17 protein-coding genes and 1 other RNA gene are annotated in these 16897 nt (G+C 42.1%); 5 read left to right on the forward strand and 13 right to left on the reverse strand.

What is annotated here, in order from left to right; all coding sequences use genetic code 11:
- Positions 1-40: 40 nt before the first annotated feature.
- The 3 genes from V7L12_RS15610 to V7L12_RS15620 all read right to left on the reverse strand — a co-directional run bounded on the left by V7L12_RS15610 (position 41) and on the right by V7L12_RS15620 (position 2610).
- On the reverse strand, positions 41-529 hold the full coding sequence (locus V7L12_RS15610) for a pentapeptide repeat-containing protein (protein WP_335085391.1): 489 nt from the start codon (positions 527-529) through the stop codon (positions 41-43).
- A 61-nt stretch (positions 530-590) separates the two neighbouring features.
- Positions 591-1772 (reverse strand): GNAT family N-acetyltransferase, encoded by a 1182-nt coding sequence (locus tag V7L12_RS15615; protein ID WP_335085393.1) that lies wholly within the window; start codon positions 1770-1772, stop codon positions 591-593.
- A 97-nt stretch (positions 1773-1869) separates the two neighbouring features.
- A complete protein-coding gene (locus V7L12_RS15620; RefSeq protein ID WP_335085395.1) occupies positions 1870-2610 on the reverse strand; it encodes a RibD family protein in 741 nt (246 codons plus the stop codon).
- A 293-nt stretch (positions 2611-2903) separates the two neighbouring features.
- Here V7L12_RS15620 and V7L12_RS15625 point away from each other — a divergent pair, with 293 nt between their 5' ends.
- Positions 2904-5033 (forward strand): ATP-binding protein, encoded by a 2130-nt coding sequence (locus V7L12_RS15625; RefSeq protein ID WP_335085397.1) that lies wholly within the window; start codon positions 2904-2906, stop codon positions 5031-5033.
- Between the two features lie 22 nt (positions 5034-5055).
- Here the strand turns inward: V7L12_RS15625 and V7L12_RS15630 are convergent, their stop codons facing one another.
- From V7L12_RS15630 to V7L12_RS15640, 3 genes are all read right to left on the reverse strand, one after another.
- Positions 5056-6141, reverse strand: a complete 1086-nt coding sequence (locus V7L12_RS15630; RefSeq protein ID WP_335085399.1) for a Gfo/Idh/MocA family protein — start codon at positions 6139-6141, stop codon at positions 5056-5058.
- A gap of 109 nt (positions 6142-6250) precedes the next feature.
- The gene (gene rnc / locus V7L12_RS15635; protein WP_334825892.1) at positions 6251-6970 is read right to left on the reverse strand and encodes a ribonuclease III; all 720 of its coding nucleotides are present in this window, start codon (positions 6968-6970) and stop codon (positions 6251-6253) included.
- A gap of 99 nt (positions 6971-7069) precedes the next feature.
- A complete protein-coding gene (locus V7L12_RS15640) occupies positions 7070-7243 on the reverse strand; it encodes a hypothetical protein (protein ID WP_289798473.1) in 174 nt (57 codons plus the stop codon).
- A 128-nt stretch (positions 7244-7371) separates the two neighbouring features.
- Between V7L12_RS15640 and V7L12_RS15645 the strand changes: the two genes are divergently transcribed.
- Positions 7372-7755 carry a hypothetical protein gene (locus V7L12_RS15645; protein WP_292873156.1) on the forward strand — a complete coding sequence of 128 codons (384 nt, stop codon included), beginning with the start codon at positions 7372-7374 and terminating at the stop codon, positions 7753-7755.
- A gap of 80 nt (positions 7756-7835) precedes the next feature.
- Here the strand turns inward: V7L12_RS15645 and rnpB are convergent.
- From rnpB to groL, 5 genes are all read right to left on the reverse strand, one after another.
- Positions 7836-8259, reverse strand: an RNA gene (gene rnpB / locus V7L12_RS15650) — RNase P RNA component class A.
- A gap of 51 nt (positions 8260-8310) precedes the next feature.
- A complete protein-coding gene (locus tag V7L12_RS15655; RefSeq protein WP_335085401.1) occupies positions 8311-9006 on the reverse strand; it encodes a hypothetical protein in 696 nt (231 codons plus the stop codon).
- Between the two features lie 80 nt (positions 9007-9086).
- Entirely contained in the window at positions 9087-10214 is a 1128-nt protein-coding gene (gene corA, locus V7L12_RS15660; protein ID WP_335085403.1) for a magnesium/cobalt transporter CorA, read from the reverse strand.
- 204 nt (positions 10215-10418) lie between these two features.
- On the reverse strand, positions 10419-10550 hold the full coding sequence (locus V7L12_RS15665) for a hypothetical protein (protein WP_335085405.1): 132 nt from the start codon (positions 10548-10550) through the stop codon (positions 10419-10421).
- Between the two features lie 236 nt (positions 10551-10786).
- A complete protein-coding gene (gene groL, locus V7L12_RS15670; RefSeq protein WP_335085407.1) occupies positions 10787-12469 on the reverse strand; it encodes a chaperonin GroEL in 1683 nt (560 codons plus the stop codon).
- 158 nt (positions 12470-12627) lie between these two features.
- Between groL and V7L12_RS15675 the strand changes: the two genes are divergently transcribed.
- Positions 12628-13710 carry an MraY family glycosyltransferase gene (locus V7L12_RS15675; RefSeq protein ID WP_335085409.1) on the forward strand — a complete coding sequence of 361 codons (1083 nt, stop codon included), beginning with the start codon at positions 12628-12630 and terminating at the stop codon, positions 13708-13710.
- Between the two features lie 153 nt (positions 13711-13863).
- Here the strand turns inward: V7L12_RS15675 and V7L12_RS15680 are convergent, their stop codons facing one another.
- Positions 13864-14028 (reverse strand): DUF4351 domain-containing protein, encoded by a 165-nt coding sequence (locus V7L12_RS15680; protein ID WP_335085411.1) that lies wholly within the window; start codon positions 14026-14028, stop codon positions 13864-13866.
- A gap of 555 nt (positions 14029-14583) precedes the next feature.
- Positions 14584-15330 carry a 3-oxoacyl-[acyl-carrier-protein] reductase gene (gene fabG / locus V7L12_RS15685; RefSeq protein WP_335085412.1) on the reverse strand — a complete coding sequence of 249 codons (747 nt, stop codon included), beginning with the start codon at positions 15328-15330 and terminating at the stop codon, positions 14584-14586.
- A 656-nt stretch (positions 15331-15986) separates the two neighbouring features.
- Between fabG and trxA the strand changes: the two genes are divergently transcribed.
- Together trxA and V7L12_RS15695 are read left to right on the forward strand one after the other, a co-directional pair.
- Positions 15987-16304, forward strand: a complete 318-nt coding sequence (gene trxA / locus V7L12_RS15690; protein ID WP_335085414.1) for a thioredoxin — start codon at positions 15987-15989, stop codon at positions 16302-16304.
- Positions 16305-16673: 369 nt separating this feature from the next.
- Positions 16674-16838 carry a hypothetical protein gene (locus V7L12_RS15695; protein ID WP_335085416.1) on the forward strand — a complete coding sequence of 55 codons (165 nt, stop codon included), beginning with the start codon at positions 16674-16676 and terminating at the stop codon, positions 16836-16838.
- Positions 16839-16897 lie beyond the last annotated feature (59 nt).

A 16897-nucleotide genomic window follows, 5' to 3' on the forward strand; every position in this document is an offset into this window, starting at 1 on the left:
TTTGATTCCTTTTACTTAAAAGAAAATTAGAGAATTAGACTCAACTATTCCGAATAGTGCCATCTGGCATGATAGTGTTACGAAAAGCTGTGCGACGCAGACTAGATCCTTCCAAATTGGCTCCAGTCAAGTTAGCTTCCCACAGAATACATCCCCCCAAATCAGTTCCACTCAAATTAGCCCCGGTAAGATTAGCTCTATCGAAGCTATTTTCGTAAAATCTCGCTCCTCTAAGGTCAGCGTTGGTCAAGTTAGTAACTCTGAGGTTCGCGTAAGACAATCTAGCACCTCTGAGATCAGCTTCGGTCAAATCGGCAACGTCTAAACAGGATTGAGCCAATCGGGCATTGATGAAACTGGTAGGCTTCAAGATGGCACGCTCAAAATAAAACTCGTCCATCTTATTTCCACTAAAGTCAGCACCACTCAGGTCAATCCCTGACAAATCTATGTCCAACTTGACTCCAGCAAAGTTTCTTTCCCCAGCAGGATATCTTCTAATCAACTCATCACGATTCACACGATCCATAAATATTTTCCTGAACTTATTAGGACTTACGCAGTGATGTTACGAAAGTAGTTCCTTTTCCTTAAGCATTTTTCTCACTAAACGGCAACTCTGCATTAATTGCCTCAATCTGCTGCTGTTCGAGTTGATTCACTTCCTTAATATAGGGAAGTAAAATTTGTCCTAAACGATTATTGTAAAAGCGGTGCAGACTGTGATTGGGCATAGCGGGGAAACCTCGCCGTTTTTTGTGACGCCCACCCGCGCCAGGGTCAAAATTTTGGATGCCGTTAGCGATCGCCCACTCAATTGGTGCATAATAACAAGCATCAAAATGTAAGCAATCTATTTCTTGAAAACTTCCCCAATAGCGTCCATAGAGTTTGTCACCTTTAAACAAACAAAAAGACATTCCTAAAGGATGAGAATTATCTTCCTCGCTATATGCGGCAATAAACAAGACTCGGTGGCGATAATTGGAGTGTAGCTGCTCAAAAAATCTCCGTGTGAGATACTTGCTACCCCACCAGCCAAACTTATCACAGGTGTCAGCATAGAATTGGTGCATCAACGGAAACAAAGACTGAGGAATTTGATCGCCAGCCAGTGGTTGCAATCGTAAACCTGCTTTCTCCACAGCTTTGCGTTCCCGCTTGATATTGCGGCGCTGATTGGCGTTAAACACCTTCAAGTAATCATCAAAAGTTTTAAAGCCAGCATTTTCCCAGATGTAGCTATGGTGCAGCCAAGTTGTAAAACCATGCCGTTCTAGCATCGGACGCCATTGGGGATCGACGTAGAGAAAATGACACCCAGAAATCCGATTTTTGGAGCAAAAAGTGTCAATTTCATGCACCATCAGCGCTGTGATTTCATCCTCATCTTCTCCTGGGGCAATTAAGAACCGATAGCCTTCAGCTGGGGTGAATGGTGTCATTCCCAGCAATTTTGGGTAATATTGGACTCCGATGCGATCGGCTAACTCTGCCCATTGGTGATCGAAAACAAATTCACCAGAACTATGTCCTTTAAGATAAAGTGGCGCAGCAGCAATCAGCGTTTTATCTCGCCACAATGTCAAGTGATTTGGCAACCAACCAGTTTTAGCCGTAACACTCTGGGAAGTTTCGAGATTATTCAGCCACTCCCATTCTAAAAATGGCGTTTTGAGTGGCATTGCCAAAGCATTCCAGGCATTTTGAGGTACTTCAGCGATTTTGTTTGTCCAAACGACAGAATAGCGAGGCTTAAGTTGTTCCACCATTTTAGGGGAGTAGGGAGTAGAGAGTAGGGAGTGGGGGAGCAGAGGAGCAGAGGAAAATAATCAATGCCCAATGCCCAATAACTTAACTTAGCGTAATCTAATCTGTTGGTCGTTGCAGGCGATAGTGCAAAAACACTTCTTGCTCAACTGTATGAACTTCTATGAGTTGTAACTTGGGAGCCAAAGCAGGTAAAAATCCTTTCCCTTCGACAGGTGTGGGTGCAGTATTACCACCTAAAATCAGCGGACAGACAGTTAGCCATAATTCATCAATTAAATCTAATTCCAGTAAGGAAGCTACTAATTCACCTCCACCTAAGACCGCCAAGCGTGTTATATGTAGAGTGGCTAGTTGCTTCAAGGCTGCGAGAATGTCAATTTCTCGCGTTGGTGTTTCAAAAACCAGAATCTTCTCAAATTCTGAAGGGTACTCCTGTACTCCAATTCCCAGAGTTGAGTGAAGCGTCTGTAAGCGTTCTTTCCACGAAAATTCTCCTGCTCTTGTGGTGAGTAGCCAGCGTCTAACTGGTTGCTTAAAAAAGTGAATTTCCGGATTAAGGTTTGCAGAGTTTGTAATCACTATATGAACTGGTTGCCGAGGCTTCCCTCCTTGCGCCCGGAGTTCCACTAGAGTTGGATCGGTTACAGTAAGTGTTGTTCCATAAGCGTCCAGAGTCCCAGCACCGAACAAAACGGCATCAGAGGCAGCAATTTGTTTTTCTAAGTGTGCTTTATCAACCCTTGAGCCAAACCGAGCAGGCGATCGCTTAAAATCTGCTATCTTGCCATCTGCACTCATTGCTAAAACAACTGTAGTATGAGGACGATGTTGCAACATTAAATTGATTTGATAGTTTTAATATTTACTTTAGTCGTGTGTAGATTCTTAAAAAAACCATACCGACAAGCTACTATTTTATAATTTCACCACTGTATTGATATGCAACACAAATCGCTTTTACATCTAGCATATACGAGTTTTGGTATACCACGTTTCTTTTTGAATTATAGCAATTTGTTATTTTTAAACATTGAAAATAAAATTCTGATAATTTAATAAAATGTCTCATCTAGCTGGTTTAATTGCATATCTTTGGTGTTGTAGATTGCAGGTGCAAAGTGAGACACTTGATGACTAATTCCCGCCAATCTTCCTTTCGTCGAATTTTAGTAACGAGAATATTGCTGCTGTTTGTTCCAGTTTTACTTGTAGGCGAAATTGTTGCCTTGAATAAGGCACGTTCTAGTATATTGAGAACTGCACGGCAAAATTTAACAGAAAGCGCCATCAGTAAAGGGGAGAGAATTGGTGATGCGATCGCAATCTTAAAAGCTAATTTGCAGACTGTAAGTAAAACAACCGTAATTCCGTCAGATTCGCCTATACAAGAGCAAGAAATTCTCACGCAGTTAAGACAACAACTTCCAGCCAGTATTGAGTGTATCCAATTAACGAATCTCTTAAACCAAAAGATAATTGCTAGTAGCTGTGGGGATCGAGAAATTGGAGAATTGAGATTACCTTTACCTAGTGACGGAATTGATGTCAAAGCAATCTTCCCGCCAAAGGCAGGAATAACTGGAAAAAGAAACACACAAAATCAACTGCAAGTAGTTTTATCTGCACCAGTTTCCGATAGCCGAAGAAATTCAGTTTACAGCTTAAGTATTCAGTCTGCATTGTACCAACAAACCAGAAATCCGCCGGGATCGCTCACGGGCGCTATGGTAGTGATTGCTGAAGATGGCACAATTTTGGCACACCCATTCACAGATTGGGTGGGAACTAATATCAATCAGCACCCTCATGCTTCCCAAATCAAGAGCATAATTAAAAATGCAATTATGGGAAAAAACGATTCGATAAATTTGTCTTTTACACAGGGCAAAGAATTAGTCGCTGGCTATACAGCTATTGCAAATCCACTCACCCAAGAGCAGCAGCAAAAATGGATAATTTTAGCTGTTACTAGTGTCGATAATGCGCTTTTTGGTTTAGAAGAAATCAAATTAATTCTTATCGTTTTGACAGTTGGTTTGATTGGCGCAAGTTTGTTAGCATCCTTATATTTAGCTCCTTACTTGGCCCGTCCTGTAGAAGAATTGCGAGACTATGCTCTCAATATTCACTCTCACCATGCTGCACAACCAGTTCCGCACAATTTTCAAATTCGGGAATTCAATCAACTGGCCCAAGCATTAGACCAAATGGTAGAACGGCTTAAAGCTGGATCGGAAGAACTAGAAATAGCTTGGAAAGAAGCAAAAAGCGCTAACCAAATTAAAAGCCAGTTTTTAGCTACGACTTCCCATGAATTGAGAAACCCATTAAATATTATTATTAACTGTATTCGCCTGGTTGAAGAAGGCTTATGTGATGACCGAGAAGAAGAAATGGAGTTTCTCAAACGTGCCGATGAAACAACGATTCACTTGCTAGGTATTATTAATGATTTACTCGACATTTCTAAAATCGAAGCAGGTAAGCTTTCGGTCGTCTCTACACCTATTGACCTCCGACAAATATTGTTAGAGGTGATTAATTTACAATCAGTTAATGTTCAACAAAAGGGCTTGCAATTGAAATGTGAGTTAGCTCCCAAAGTGATACCAATTAAGGCAGACGCGGGAAAACTCAAGCAGGTGCTGATTAATGTTATCGGCAATGCCACCAAGTTCACCGATACCGGAAGCATCACCATTGCTACAGAAATTCAATCTAGTAATGGTAAATCTCAGGTGGTAGTAGCTGTCAAAGATACAGGTATAGGCATTGATCCAACTCAACAGCACAAACTATTTCGCCCCTTTGTAATGGTGAATGGCACTACGACACGTCAGTTTGAAGGTACTGGACTGGGACTAGCGATTTCACGAAACTTAATCGAACTCATGGGAGGTAGCATTACTCTTGAGAGTACGGGACTTCATCAAGGTACGACACTGAAAATTACCTTACCTTTGATTGATATCTCATTGTTAGGTGTTCCAAATAAAGAAGCAAATGTTGGGGAGCTAGGATTCTCCTCTGGGAATGAAGCGGTAAAAGCAAGCCGCTACCCCAGCCTACAGGAGTTTGGGGGAAGTTCCTCTTTGGGGATCAATAAGTCTGTGAAAATAGAGATAGATAAAAAAAAGTTCCCGAAGTCCCAGTTGCTAGTTGGAAATGAGACTTGCGAGATTCGTCTTTCGCCCCTGCAAACTATTTTGGTAAGTCTTCCAAAAGGAGGAGTTTGTGCAAATGGGACTTTCAAGAGGTAATTGAGTCAAAAGTCCACATTCATCAGTACTCCTGAAACTTTTGATCCTTGACGATGCGATCACTCAAAAAAACAGGTTTACCGCCTTGGCTAAGAGATAATGTTAGAGCAGCAAGAATTTCTACTAACTCAGTGCCTACCCAGCCAGACGAAACCTCTGAGGGAGTATTTTTGCGAATAGAGACAACAAAGGAGGAGCAAACTCGCCCCAATGGTTCTCCTGGCTCTAATTCCAGCGCTATCTGTCTTTGATTCACAGGAATAAATTGATTGCCTTGCTGTTCAAACTCACCATATAGCAGGGTTAGGGGTGATGATATTGACATTTCATCAAAAATCAAGCTGCCAAGGCTCCCCACAATTCCCAGGCGTCGCTGCTTATCAGGATTCAGCCAACACAAGTGAATATAAGCTTGAAAGCCATCTGGATATGTGAGTGTCAGCCATACTAGGTCAGCTAAACTTTGAGGCAAATGAGAATCTGTGCATGGACTCACCTCTGCTCCTTGTAGCCACACAGTACCCGTTGCTTGTACTTGTACAGGAATTTGACCCAGCCAAGCGTTAAAGATTGCAATATCGTGAATGGCTAAGTCCCACAGCGCATCAACATCTTGCCGGACAGGCCCTAAATGGGTGCGGGTGGCGTAACCATAGCGTAAATCACCTAATTTCCCTGCTTGTACTACACTTTTTCCTCGCTCAACTGCTGGATGAAATAAATAAGTATGGTCAACTATTAGTATCAAATGATGCTGCTCTGCTAAATGGCAGAGTTCCCGACATTCTGCTGGATTGAGAGTTAGGGGTTTTTCTGCCAAAACATGGTATCCCTGTTGGAGAGCGTTTTTAATTAAAGCATAGTGGGTGGTAGCTGGAGTTGCGATCGCCACTCCTGTCAACCCTGGCACTGTCTTTAAATTCTGCCACTGGGTTGTTAATAGTACATTTTCATCTAAATTAAACTGCTGCTTGACCGCCGCTAATCGTTCTGGATGGGGGTCTACTACAGCAACTACATTTACTTGGGGATGTACTAAAAAATTCCGCAGCAGATGCACTCCCCAACGCCCAACTCCGATGACAGCAATTTTAATTTGATTTGTCATTAGTTATTTGTCATTACTTATTTGTCATTTGTCATTTGTATACAAGGGACTAGGGACAAATGACCACTGACAATCCACTGATTATCAGTTTATCAGCCGTCTTTTGGGTTCAGGGTTTTTGCTGATTAGAAATTGCTAAAAAAGCTACCTTAGCTGCGGCTTGTTCTGCAGTTTTGATTGAGCGTCCCTTACCAACTCCTAGCATATTTCCGTGCAGCCACACTTCAGCCATGAAACGTTCTTGATTGCGATGCGGTTGAGTGACTTCCACAACCCGATACTCTGGTAAAACTTTAAATTGCGCCTGAGTCCATTCTTGGAGAGCAGCTTTGTAATTAAGTCTGGCAGGATCGAGGCGAATTTCTGTTGTTAGTTGGTGGAAGTGGGGATCTAGCCAAGAGCGAATCAATTCCAGATTTTGAGTACTTAAGTAAAGCGCACCCAGAACTGCTTCAAAAGCATCAGCCAGTCGTGACTCTAGACCAACTTTATCGGCGGTAGCACTGCCAGCGACTAGTAAGTATAACTCCAAACCATAAACTCTGGCCAATTGGGCGAGGATGCGATCGCTCACCAACACCGAACGAATTGCCGCAAAATCCCCGACTGGACAATCGGGATAATTTTCCCATAACACAACAGCCGACACCAGCCGCACCACTGCATCGCCAACAAACTCTAGTTGTTCATAATTTGCCGAATCAGAGACAGTGGGATGAGTTAGCGCTAAATCCAGCAGTTCCCACTTTATAGGTGCTTCTAGCGACAAACCAAATTTTTGGACTAAACTTTCGAGTTGCCGTTGACGGCGTGGATAGGCAAGGGGCATTACATGATAAGGGGAAGGGGGCAGGGGGGCAGGGGAAGGCAACTAATTATCTATCTTATATCCCTAAAGTTCTTGGACTATTAATCTAGCAACTTTTCGCTACTTCTCTCTATCTAGCTTCTCTTGGATAGCTTGACGACAAAATTCAGGAGGATCGTCTTTAGCTTTTACTTCTTGCTTCATTTCCTTGGTGACACGAAAATTCAATTGTTCTGTTAATTCCTTGCTTGGTTGGTTTCCAAAATTTTCAGGTTTACCCTTAGCTTTAGCCATTTATATAGAAACGTAAATATAGCTTAAAGTCGATGTTAACAACGGAATAGAGTTTAATTCGGTGGTGTTCGTGTCTTGCAAACTAGTTCACCACCGATTCCCACTTTTACAAGAGGTAACTCTATTTTATGTTTACACGCACAGAATTAGAAGTTAAAAGCTTGAGAGCGTTACGCGATTTATGTCTGATACAGTACGGCATCCAAGCAATAGGAAACCCTGCTGATAAAGCTTCCTACATTAACGCACTCCTGACTTTTCCTGTTGTAGCTTGCAAGCAAGTATCAGAAAATAAAGGATTAAAGTCTCCCATATTCTCTCAAGTAGAAGCGCTAGAAGCGACACTAGAAGCTATGGGAACACCGACACCAGAGCAGTCGGCATTACTCAAGGTGACGATGGAGGGAAGGAAACTAGAGTACCCAGCACGCTACAGTCAAGAGAAACTGTTTGGACTCTATCGGGTTAAATGGCATCTGGATACAGCATTAGAGATCCTGGGAATGCTCTAAATGATCAATTAGCGATCGCACAAAACCCGTACAAAAAATAATAGAGTACAAACCATGAAAGGTTCATACTCCATTAAAGGGGAGAGAGCAGGACATAAGCCGGGTTCTGTTCTCTTGCGAGGGCAGTTATCTATCTGGGACGCTTGTTACCAAACGCCTCAAGCGGCTCTCCTTGAGCGGAACTGGTAAAACACCAACCGTAGTTCCTATCGCCTTGCTCCCAACCGGGGTTTACCGAGCCAGCACCTCTCGATACTGCTGGTGCGCTCTTACCGCACCTTTGCACCCTTACCAGATCAATTAAAAATGTAAAATTAAAAATTAAAAATTACTCATTTTACATTTTTAATTTTTAATTTTTAATTGTCCTGGCGGTATCTTTCTGTGGCACTATCCTCACGATCGCTCGCACTGGACGTTATCCAGCAAGTTTGGTCTTTCGGGAGTCCGGACTTTCCTCAAACCAGTGACTATGACTGATCTGCAACCGCCTGCGCCTACTCTCTCCCTAGATCCAGTGTAATCTCTTGGTTAACATAGTATATTGACATAGCATTACTTTTTTTTATTCCAGGGTAGAGCGTAAGTCCAAGGTAGTTTCCTGACTGTGAAAGGACAATTGATAATACTAATGGGAGGAAAATCGCCACCTGGGGCTAGACCTAAACGCACTTCAGATATCCTAAGCACTAATTGCAGAGAAAAATCCAACTCTTTTTTTCTGTTAAAAAAGTCGTTGTACAACTTTTTTTGCCCTTTTTGTAGCCCATTGATATCAATTAGTGGTTTTTTTGCTAAATAGGTTCCAGCTACTTGATCGCGCTGGAAAACATCTTCTGCTGTCACTGTTTCAGAAAGTGTTTTCTTGGGAGCAATCAGGCTAGGACTTTGGGGTACTGCTAAGTCGCGGGTTAAGTCTGGTGATTTCCGAATTACGCGGCGCGATTGCTTACTATGTTCAACAACTAAAGAACTGTTATCCCAGTCAACGTATAGGGCAACATTATCCGATTTATTTTCGATACTAATTCCTAAATCTTTCAAATCGTCAATTGGGTATGAGGATTTGAGTTTAAAGGAAATTCCAATTTTATCGTCGAGATTTTGTTCTTTGAGTTGCTCGTCAACGATTCCTTTTTTAAACTCAAATTTAACTTGGTCATCGATGGATTCAATCATGCGGTTGAAAACATAAGAAACACCGATAATATAAATCGTCAAAACTACTAAATTCTGGTCGCTACTCCTCATAACTCAAAAATCTTAACTCCCGGTGCTAATGAATATATATTTGACTCATCGCTAATCTACAATTTTTAATTGCGCTTAATTTATACAGAATTTTGCAGCCAGCCTCTTCGCCAAAAAAAGAATAGCAAACTAAATGCGATCGCTAACATCACTGCCCAGCAAAGTGGATAGCCCCAATACCAATTCAACTCAGGCATATTATATGGCGATTTTTCAGTATTGAAATTCATACCATATATTCCGGCAACAAAAGTCAGTGGGATAAAGATTGTTGAAACTATCGTTAGCACTTTCATGATTTCATTCATTTTATTACTCACTGCCGAAAGGTACACATCCATTAATCCAGATGCTAATTCTCGGTAAGTTTCTACCATATCCATCACTTGCACTGTATGGTCATAACAATCTCGTAGGTAGATTCGCACTTCTTCACAAATTAAATCGGGAGCATCTCGAATTAAGGAATTAATTGCATCCCTCTGTGGCCAGATAGCACGACGTAGTTGCAGTAATTCTCGCCTAATTTGATAAATATTTTGTAGTGTTTGGGGAGTAGGTTTAACTATTACTTCTTCCTCTAACTCTTCGATTCGCTCACCATAAAGCTCCAGTACTGGAAAAAAGCCATCAATAATTGCATCTAACAGAGCATAAGCTAAATAATCCGCTCCCTGTTTCCGGATCATACCTTTATTTTTTTCAATTCGCGATCGCACCGCTTCAAAGCAATCATGTTCTGGTTCCTCTTGTACTGTCAGCAGATAATTTTTTCCTAATATCAAACTCACTTGCTCACTATAAAAACCACATGTTCTTTCCTTTGGTACTACCATTCGGGCAATGAAAAGTAATTGATCTTCATAATCCTCTGTTTTGGGACGCTCCGGTACATTGACTACATCTTCTAAAACTAGAGGATGTAACTTAAAAACATTACCCAATCGTTGTAATATATCTTGACTACCTAAGCCTTGTACGTCTACCCAAGAAATCGATTCCGCTTCCAGATAGGGAACACACTCCTCTGGAGTTTCTATTTGTTCGCGGATGAAATTGGTTTGGTTATAGTCAATCAAAAAAATTACTGGTGGTGGAGCATCTGCATCAATAAAAATGGTTCCAGGTATAGTCCCTGGTTGGTGATAAAACTCATCTTCATGTGGCTTATTTACTATTTTGGGAAGGCGACGCAGTTTTCGTACCATGCAATATTACCTAATAGTTATTAGTCATTTGTCATTAGTAAAAATAATTGACTTGTGGCAACTGACAACTTACATTTCATATTACAAAAGTTAATACAAAGACGGCAATTTTTAGATTAAGCAATTATTTAGGTTGCTAATTTGGTCATCAACATTTTGTTGGTAGTCAGTTGTAAGGGCACAGCAATGCTTACGGGTGTCAACTTAAGCTGAAACTCCTTTAAAACCTCGTTTCCAACCTCTGGCTGGAAATGCTGCTCCTGGCGGCTCTGCCGCCAGCAAGGGAGGCGGAGCCTCTAGGACGGCATTCCCAGTCGGAGACTGGGAACGAGACAATATCTAAAAGCTTCTTCTAGGCTGGCTTTCACGTTAAGTTGACACCAATGAGCAATGCTGTGCCCCTACGATACGTGTGGTTTAAATAGATGAAAACTACTGTAAGTTTATTTACGTTCAGTGAGTTACCAGCAATACAGATAACATATTGCTTCTGAATCAGCAATGCTATAAAAAAAACAGTTTGCCTTGGTAAGACAAACTGCTGAAAAAATATTTATCTGGGTGAGCAGAAGTTAGAACATGCCCATGCCGCCCATGCCACCCATGCCACCCATGCCACCCATGCCGCCCATGCCACCCATACCGCCCATATCAGGGGCAGGAGCAGCAGATTTCTTCTCTGGCTTTTCAACAACGATCGCTTCGGTGGTTAAGACCAAACCAGCAATGGAACCAGCGTTTTGCAAAGCTGAACGCACGACTTTGGCAGGGTCGATAATACCAGCAGCAATCAAGTCTTCAAATTCGCCAGTAGCGGCGTTGTAGCCAATGTTGAAGTCGCTCTCGCGGACTTTCGAGACGATCACAGAACCTTCAGCACCAGCGTTGTCTGCTATTTGGCGCAAGGGGGCTTCTAGCGCTCGTTCGACAATATCAGCCCCAATTCTTTCTTCGTCATTTTGTAAGGTCTTTTTAATCGCTTCTACCACCTTAGCTAAATGAATTAAGGTTGTCCCACCACCAGGAACAATACCTTCTTCCACAGCAGCTTTAGTGGCGTTGAGCGCGTCTTCAATCCGCAGTTTACGGTCTTTGAGTTCGGTTTCGGTTGCCGCACCCACTTTAATCACTGCCACACCGCCAGCGAGCTTGGCGATGCGTTCTTGCAGTTTTTCTTTATCGTAGTCAGAATCGGTTTCTTCCAACTGCCTGCGAATTTGACCGATCCGCTTTTGTACTTCTGGCTTGGTGACACTGCCAGCGACAATTGTGGTGCTTTCTTTGTCAATGGTGATTTTGCGAGCAGTTCCCAGCGCTTCTAGAGAAGCGGTATCCAAGCTTAAGCCGATTTCTTCTGAAATCAACTGTCCATCGGTGAGAATAGCAATATCTTCTAACAAAGCTTTGCGGCGATCGCCAAACCCAGGCGCTTTAATCCCAGCCACGGCCAGTACACCCCGCGCTTTGTTCACCACCAAAGTTGCCAAAGCATCACCTTCGACATCTTCAGCAATAATTAGCAAAGGCTGACCAGAACGAGCAACTTTTTCCAAAATCGGCACTAAATCTTGGATGCTGCTGATTTTTTTATCTGTCACTAAAATCCGGGCGTTTTCAAATTCGACGATTTGCCGTTCGTTGTTGGTGACGAAGTAGGGAGAAATATAACCCCTGTCAATCTGCATCCCCTCAACTACTTCTAGTTCAGTCGTCAGGGATTTAGATTCTTCAACGGTAATTACACCATCTTTGGTGACTTTTTCCATTGCTTGAGCTAACATTTGACCAACTTCTTCATCGTTACCAGCAGAGACAGTGGCAACTTGAGCGATCGCACTTCCTTCTATTGGCTTGGCTATTTTGGCAATTTCCAGTACCAATGCCTCAATAGTTTTGTCGATTCCGCGTCTCAAGCTAACAGGGTTACTACCTGCCGCAACGTTCTTCAAACCTTCTCGAATTAAGGCTTGTGCTAAAACTGTGGCGGTGGTTGTACCATCTCCAGCGACATCTTTAGTTTTTGAGGCCACTTCCTGGATGAGTCTTGCACCAGTATTTTCCAAAGGATCTTCTAATTCAATTTCCTTGGCAACAGTGATACCATCGTTGACAATTTGAGGTGCGCCAAATTTTTTCTCTAAAAGGACATTGCGACCTTTAGGCCCCAAGGTGATTTTTACAGCATCGGCAAGGGCGTTAACACCCCTTTCTAGAGCTCTCCGAGATTCCTCGTCAAATGCAATAATTTTCGCCATGTTTCATTTCTCCAGCGCTTCCATTAGACAATTTAGCACTCACAGCGCCAGAGTGCTAATCTCTCAAGCTGCTCAAGTTACAAATGGAAATAAAAAAAATTGATTAATATACAGGTGATGCTCATATTAGATACTGGCAGTAATGCTTGAATTGGGAGATGAATCTAGACAACTCCCTTAAGTCCCTTGGTATTGCCGACCCTAGCGGCACCGGCTGGTTGGCAGTAGTATTTACGTTCCTCTTGGCTTGCCTTGTAACTTGGCGTTTAATTCCGACAGTACGCAAATTCGCCTTGCGGGTAGGTTGGGCTGACCAACCCAACGCACGGCGACTCAACCGAGAACCTTTACCTAATGCAGGGGGGCTGGCTATCTACGCGGGCGTGATTGCCGCGCTGGTATTAGCTAGCCTTTTACGACCGATCGAACTCCAAAACGTATTGGCTCAGGTGCTCACTATTCTGTTGGGGGGTTCGATATTAGTCCTTGTGGGCTTTATTGACGATCAGTTTGGCTTACCCCCCTCTGTTCGATTGTGGGCGCAAATTGTCACGGCACTGTTGCTCGTAGCAAATGGCATCAGCGTCAAAGTCCTGTTTGGCACTCCCATCGACTCGCTTCTGTCCATGTTGCTAACAGTACTATGGGTAGTAGGGATTACCAACGCCATCAACTTGATGGATGGTATGGATGGCCTGGCAGGAGGAATTAGCTTTATTACCGCCATGAGTTTGTTGGGCGTTGCAGCTCAATTTAACAATCGTGCCGCGGCAATCTTGGTACTCGCAGCCTTGGGAGGTGCTGCACTAGGATTTTTGCGCCATAATTTCCATCCATCACGAATTATTATGGGTGATGCCGGAGCATACTTTTTCGGTTATGTGTTGGCAGCAACTAGTATTTTAGGCAAACTGCAACAAAACACAATTTATGCGCTAATTCCTACGGTTTTATTTCTGTTGTTACCGGTGCTAGACACCACTCAAGTATTTGTGCGGCGGTTACTAGCAGGAAATAACCCTCTCAGTACTCCTGGCAAAGACCACCTGCACCACCGCTTACTTGCTTGGGGACTCTCCCAGCGCCATGCTGCGTTTACGCTTTGGTCAATTACCTTAGTTTTCAACTTGCTGGCGATGAGAATACAAGGTATGAATTTGGCTGTGATGCTGACAACCGCCAGTAGTATTATCCTGCTTTTGGGTTTTACTGTCTGGCAAAGGATACGCCAACAGCCCTAGTACCACATGGCAAAAGTCAAAAGTCAAAAAGTTTATAGAGCATACTTTTTGGCGATTTGGAATGGGTGGTTTATTTACGCCGTAGTACTAGTTGCTTGTAGGGTGAGCATTCCAATGCTAGCCCTACTATGGTTTATTCAATCCACAAAAAATTCAAGCTGGAGTTAAATTGTCTTGCAACCAAGCGACTAAATCTCCTTCTGTGGAAAAATTTAACAGTGCCTCGGCTAGATTTTCAAGCTGTTCGATAGATAACTGAGTAATGCGCTCTGACAATTGCTGACTCAAATTACCAATGCGTCGTTGCAGCTGACGCATGACTACTTATAGAGTTATTTCCTGCTTGAGTTCCTCATAAAGTCTAGTAGTTTTGATATCAAAATCACCGAGTCCAAACATTTTTATCAACTCCTGACAACTGATCCGCGGTAGTTTGTAAACTACAATTGTTTAGAGTTAATCAAAATACAACAAGACAAGCTACGTTTCTCAACCCAACCTACGCCTACTGGGTTGGATAGCTTGGTAGGCATTTAGCCGAACAGTTGCCCAATTCTATTAGCTTTAGAGCATTAAGATTAGCCTAAAGGATAAATGCGGGTATATTTGCCAAAATTCGTTGAGAATAAGAGGTTTACAAGCCGTGAAGTTAGTTTAGCAGTTGAAAACTCGATTTAGAAGTTGAAAACTCGATTTAGAAGTTGAAAACTTAATTTAGAAGTTGAAAACTCGATTTAGAAGTTGAAAACTTGATTTAGAAGTTGAAAACTCGATTTACGAGAGTAAACTACCTGAAATAAAATCGGTGTGTTACGTCGAAAGCGTAACACACTCTACGAAAATTACTGTAGACGCGATGAATCGCGTCTCTACTTATGCCATGACCATGCCGCCATCGACGTTAAAGACTTGTCCAGTGACGTAGGCGGCGGCGGGGTCGGCGGCGAGGAAGCGCACCATCCCAGCGACTTCTTCGGGCTGACCGAAGCGACCGAGTGGAATGTATTTGAGAATATCTTCGGGGTTGTTGAGATCGCTAGTCATGTCGGTGGTGATGAATCCAGGGGCGACAGCATTAACGGTAATCCCACGAGTCGCTAGTTCTTTGGCAACGCTTTTGGTGAAGCCGATGACACCTGCTTTGGCGGCACTGTAGTTTGATTGACCTGGGTTGCCCATTTGCCCAGCAACGGAGGTAATGTTGATAATCCGCCCCGATCGCTGCTTCAGCATAATTTTACTGGCGGCCCGTGTACATAAGAAAACACCAGTTAGATTTAGGTCTATCACTGCTTGCCAATCTTCTGGCTTCAAACGTAAAAGTAGTGTGTCGCGCGTAATACCTGCGTTGTTGACCAAAATATCCACACGGCGGAACTTTTCCATGACGGTGTTAACTAGTGCGTCTACTTGCTCAATTTTAGAAACGTCAGCTTGGATCGCGATCGCCTGACCTCCTGCTGCTGTAATTTCTGTAACAACTGCCTCAGCAGCAGCACTTGAACTGGCATAATTGACAACTGCGATCGCTCCTTGTGAGGCTAATTCAATTGCGATCGCGCGGCCAATTCCTCTGGATGCACCTGTGACAATTGCGACTTTATCTTGTAATAGTGTCATTTAATGTTCCTCAATCTTAGAAATACCGCGCTAATTATCTTATGGCGATTTCGGGAACATCTGAATATTGTCTGAATAAAATCTAACTCTTGCGGGGTGATAATCTTGCTGTCATGATGCAAGTTAGATAGCTAATAGATCAAGTTATACGTCGTATTTAGCTAGATATAGCTATCCTGAATCAAACGCGCAGAAACAAGACCCCCAACTTCATAAAAGTTGTCAAGGATCTGCGGGTTGTAATTTTCACAAATTAAATAGGATTACTACATAACTCAATTAACACGAATTAACGTTTTACTATAATTAAATATCTATAGTTATTTCTTTGTGAATGTATCGATAACTTTAAGTAATATATTCGCCTGACTGGATAGACTAGAAAGTGTTGCATCTACACCCATCGTAGATATCACTCTTGTGAAAGCCTCTATAATTATTTGGCTGGTCAGGATAGGTTTAAATACATATTTAATCCAGATGCACAACATAAAAGAATATACGTGTTTGATTATAATTATTTAAGATTTTTGGCTGGTAAATCATTTTATATTAACTAATCTAATCTTTTACCAACAAAAACCCATGAACCTATACCTATTTTATTTTCTAAGAACTACTATTGAAACAAACAATTGAAAATCGGTGTGTGTCACATGGCAACGAAAAAGCAATTTAACAGCTTTGAAGAGATGCTGTCTGCTTCTGATGTACCTGTATTAGTAGATTTTTATGCTGACTGGTGTGGCCCCTGTCAAATGATGGTGCCAATTTTAGAGCAAGTCAATGCCCAACTTAAGGAGCGTTTACGGATTGTCAAAATCGACACAGAAAAATACACAGATTTAGCTACTGAGTATAAAATTGCTTCTCTCCCAACTTTAGTACTATTTAAGCAGGGTAAGCCTGTAGAGCGGATAGAAGGAGTGATGCAAGCACCGCAGTTGGTGCAATATCTACAAACAAAGATTTAAGCTAACCTTAGAATTTTGATTTTGGTTCTTAGAGGCGCGAAATATCGCGTCTCTTTCAATAGATAGATACTAATGTGTGCCCAGATTAATCAAATCACTGTTTGGTTGAACTTCTAGGAGCTATAAGACTCCTATTTGATTGCATGAAAAAACTCTGTATAACTAAGGCTGATTCCCTACTCCCTCCCTCTGGCGCTTGCGCTGTACTTTGAGTACCACGCAAATAAGTTTAAAAATCAAATCGGATTGCGATAAAACCTTAAGCAAATGTTAAGCATATTTACTTATATGTCTAGAGAAAGTAGTTTAGAAATTGAGAAGACTATATTGTATAGATATAACAAAATATATTGACAAGTAAAACCATATATGGATAAAAAGCAGCAAAGACCTGAGAAAGCCTATATTTGGGCGAATATTGATTTTGATAAGGTTAAAAATAGAATAGATGCGGTGACTTGCCAGATTGACCGGGTTATACAAAAGCACCACCTTTCAAATCAAAGTGCTAAATCAGGTAAAAGAAATAATTAGGTTATCTGTAAGGCGATATCTACGATGAGCTACACCTACACAATTTATTTTTAATGTAG

The organism is Nostoc sp., from assembly GCF_036918245.1.
Taxonomy (GTDB): Bacteria; Cyanobacteriota; Cyanobacteriia; order Cyanobacteriales; family Nostocaceae; genus Nostoc.

Coding starts and splice junctions, on each gene's coding strand:
- groL (WP_335085407.1), bottom strand. CDS start 12,469: ATGGCGAAAATTATTGCATTTGACGAGGAATCTCGGAGAGCTCTAGAA.
- V7L12_RS15695 (WP_335085416.1), top strand. CDS start 16,674: ATGGATAAAAAGCAGCAAAGACCTGAGAAAGCCTATATTTGGGCGAAT.
- V7L12_RS15630 (WP_335085399.1), bottom strand. CDS start 6,141: ATGACAAATCAAATTAAAATTGCTGTCATCGGAGTTGGGCGTTGGGGA.
- corA (WP_335085403.1), bottom strand. CDS start 10,214: ATGGTACGAAAACTGCGTCGCCTTCCCAAAATAGTAAATAAGCCACAT.
- rnc (WP_334825892.1), bottom strand. CDS start 6,970: ATGCCCCTTGCCTATCCACGCCGTCAACGGCAACTCGAAAGTTTAGTC.
- V7L12_RS15640 (WP_289798473.1), bottom strand. CDS start 7,243: ATGGCTAAAGCTAAGGGTAAACCTGAAAATTTTGGAAACCAACCAAGC.
- V7L12_RS15610 (WP_335085391.1), bottom strand. CDS start 529: ATGGATCGTGTGAATCGTGATGAGTTGATTAGAAGATATCCTGCTGGG.
- V7L12_RS15675 (WP_335085409.1), top strand. CDS start 12,628: ATGAATCTAGACAACTCCCTTAAGTCCCTTGGTATTGCCGACCCTAGC.
- fabG (WP_335085412.1), bottom strand. CDS start 15,330: ATGACACTATTACAAGATAAAGTCGCAATTGTCACAGGTGCATCCAGA.
- V7L12_RS15680 (WP_335085411.1), bottom strand. CDS start 14,028: ATGCGTCAGCTGCAACGACGCATTGGTAATTTGAGTCAGCAATTGTCA.
- V7L12_RS15620 (WP_335085395.1), bottom strand. CDS start 2,610: ATGTTGCAACATCGTCCTCATACTACAGTTGTTTTAGCAATGAGTGCA.
- V7L12_RS15615 (WP_335085393.1), bottom strand. CDS start 1,772: ATGGTGGAACAACTTAAGCCTCGCTATTCTGTCGTTTGGACAAACAAA.
- trxA (WP_335085414.1), top strand. CDS start 15,987: ATGGCAACGAAAAAGCAATTTAACAGCTTTGAAGAGATGCTGTCTGCT.
- V7L12_RS15655 (WP_335085401.1), bottom strand. CDS start 9,006: ATGAGGAGTAGCGACCAGAATTTAGTAGTTTTGACGATTTATATTATC.
- V7L12_RS15625 (WP_335085397.1), top strand. CDS start 2,904: ATGACTAATTCCCGCCAATCTTCCTTTCGTCGAATTTTAGTAACGAGA.
- V7L12_RS15645 (WP_292873156.1), top strand. CDS start 7,372: ATGTTTACACGCACAGAATTAGAAGTTAAAAGCTTGAGAGCGTTACGC.